Here is a 2,792-nt window from a genome sequence, read left to right as displayed (position 1 = left end):
CTAACTGCCTAAGGATGGTCTTTGTAGATCGCCAAATTCACGAGTTCGTTATAATTCTCTCTGATTGGTCCTGCATCAGCCGCGCCAGTGGCGGAATGTGCTTTCCGGGATGGTAGCCAGTCCCGCGGCATGTCAGCTGGGAAGCTGCCCCCAGAGCTCCAGGATCAGAGGAGGCCGTGTGGTTCAAAGCAGGTCGGTCGCAGGTGCTTCCTCAGAGCCAGCACCAAAACCTGATCCGCGGCCAAAGTAGCTGGATTGCATTCCGCGGCGTCGATGCAGAGTTGCTGACTAAAGCAATCTGCTTCGGCGGTACCACGCCACTGTCCTGCGAAATCCCTCCTCAAGGTCCGCGGTCGGGCCGTAGCCAAGAATCCTGTTCGCCTTTCGCGTCGTGAAGGCGCGGTTATGCTTGAAGAAGCTGAGCCGCCGCCGGTGCAGCGGCGGCTGGAGGCCGAGAGGGATGCACACCTTCTCGCAAAGATGCGCCGCGTTATGCATGAGGCCGTAGGGAATGCGACGCTTGGGCGGCGCTGCCTCAACAGTGTGTGCCGCGGTTGCCACATAGTCCCGCAAGGGCAGGTATTCATTGCCAATGATGAAAGTCTCGCCCGCCGCCTCCGGCACGTTCATGGCAAGCATGAAGCCCTGCACGAGATCATCGATGTAGGCAGGGTGAAAGTTCGGCCTGCCGTCGCCGACGAAAATGAAGGTGCCATTCTGCAGCATGCGGAACATCTTCAGCATCCGAAGGTCACCGGGCCCATAGATGCTGCAGGGCCGGATGATGACGATCTCCATGGCGCCCCGTGCCACGAACTCGTGGCAGACCTGCTCAGCCTCCAGCTTGCTTTCCTGGTACGCGTCGCGCGGGTTGAAGGGAGAATTTTCATCGGCCGGAGAATTGGCGACGTCGCCGTGAACGCCGATGGTCGAGCAGTAGACGAAGCGACGGACACCTCCGGCTTCGGCTGCTTCAAGCAAGCGCCGCGTTCCGTCTCGATTAACCGCAAAGAACTCCTCCCGCGCGCCCTCCGTGCGGAACATGGCCGCGATGTGGAAAACCGTATCAACGCCGTCTACCAGTATCTTCAGGGCTTCGGTGTTGCCGAGATCACCGACCACAACCTCAGTTCCAGCGGGGCGAGGGGCAGCGGCCGAGCGGATGAGGCCCCTGACCGGATGGCCTTCCGCGAGCAGCGCCGTGGCCAACGCCCATCCTGTGAAGCCAGAGACGCCTGTTACTGCGACAAGAGGTTTTTGATTCATGGCCGTATCCATCTCATATTGGTGAGGGAGATGGCGGAACCGAATGCGGCGGCCCAGCCTGGGATCTGGTGATACCAGATCGCCTGATTCTAACATTTCAGTAATGATGATCGCGTTAAGACGGCTGTCAGGCGAGGCGATGTTTACCTAGCCGGCACGCGATCCGGCAAGTGCTGTATCCGAGCACAGGGACCTACGTGCCGCGGCCACTAGCGCTCGGCGGCGTGCTGTCCGCGCTGATCGTGGCGGATGCGATGGCCGGGATCGGCCTGCTGCGAGCGGAGCTCAGCTTGCCTTGACCACCACCGGGCGCGGTCGGTTGGTATGGCTGCGCCAGCTGGCATACCAGCGCCGGATTAGCCGCTGCGCCGGGCGTTCCACCAGATAGGTCAGCACCGTCGCCAGGACCAACGACGCCACCAGCGCCGCCGCGACGGAGGCATTCGCCGACCAGCCCGCATCATCCTGCAGACGCAGGATCAGCGACCGGCCGGCATAGTTGTGGATGAGGTACAGGCTGTAGGAGATGGCGCCGAGCCAGACCAGCACGGGCTGGCGCAGGAAGCCGGCGCGGCCGGTCAGGATCAGGGCGAAAGCGGCGATGGCGACCAGCGCCGCGGCCAGCAATTCGAACGGGTGCTGCACCGGGATGGTGGCCAGCGCGGCCAGGATGACCAGCAGCGCCATGGACGGCCGTTCCCGCATGTGCAGCCGGTAGAGGCCGATGCCGATGACGAAGAACGGGATCTGCCCGAACACCAGACCGAAGGAGGTGGTGAGGTTCCAGCCCCAGAAGCCCGAGCCGCCCCAGTACTCGCCCGCCCACCAGGCCCAGGACACGCCGAGCGCCAGCAGCAGGAAGGCCTCGATGTGGCGCAGCAGGCGCAGGGTGAACAACGCCAGCATGGCGACGTAGAACCAGAGCTCGACGTAGAGCGTCCAGTAAGCGCCTTCGATGTCGTCAGCCGGGATGAACGACAGCCTTTGCAGCATGGTGAAGTTCAGCACCACGTCCAGCATCGGGCGCTGGTAGTAGTCAACCTCGAGCGCCTGCACCGTGAATGTCGTGACCAGGATCGCGGCCCAGTAGCCGGGATAGAGGCGGGAGAAGCGGGAGACGACAAAATCCATCGGCCGCTGCGCCCGCTGCAGCGTCATGAAGATGACGAAGCCGCTGATGACGAAGAATAGCTGCACGCCGCCGTCGCCCCAGGGGATGTAGAACAGTGGCTCCGTCACATGGTCATGCGATCTGTCATAATGGTCGAAGTAGTGGAACAGCACCACGGCTAGGGCAGCGAGACCGCGGAGCGCATCCAACTCCTCGATCCGAGTTGCTGCACTCGGAGTGGATACTGGGCGCGCAAGTAGCGCAGAGGATTTTCCAGACAGGACGGGCCTCAATATGTTTCTAAACCTGGCTGCATTCGAACGCTGCAACGCTCAGTTTCGGGCGAATATCCACAAGAACGCTAGCTCCGCGCAACGTGTAGGGACGTCAGCGGTCGCGCCCTGTGGTTCTCTAA

Annotated in this window: 2 protein-coding genes; both read right to left on the bottom strand. The window is 62.2% G+C overall.

Annotated features, from left to right (window positions below; all coding sequences use genetic code 11):
- Positions 1 to 288: 288 nt before the first annotated feature.
- Positions 289 to 1,266, bottom strand: a complete 978-nt coding sequence (locus ACFHPP_RS30790) for an NAD-dependent epimerase/dehydratase family protein (protein WP_437167036.1) — start codon at positions 1,264 to 1,266, stop codon at positions 289 to 291.
- 285 nt (positions 1,267 to 1,551) lie between these two features.
- Complete coding sequence (locus ACFHPP_RS30785; RefSeq protein ID WP_437167035.1) at positions 1,552 to 2,586, bottom strand: acyltransferase family protein; 1,035 nt, start codon at positions 2,584 to 2,586, stop codon at positions 1,552 to 1,554.
- Positions 2,587 to 2,792 lie beyond the last annotated feature (206 nt).

Origin of the sequence: Falsiroseomonas sp. E2-1-a20 (assembly GCF_051433195.1) — a bacterium.
Classification (GTDB): Bacteria; Pseudomonadota; Alphaproteobacteria; order Acetobacterales; family Acetobacteraceae; genus Falsiroseomonas.
The sequence above is the reverse complement of the archived record's forward strand: the minus strand, read 5'-3'. Positions and strand labels throughout refer to the sequence as shown.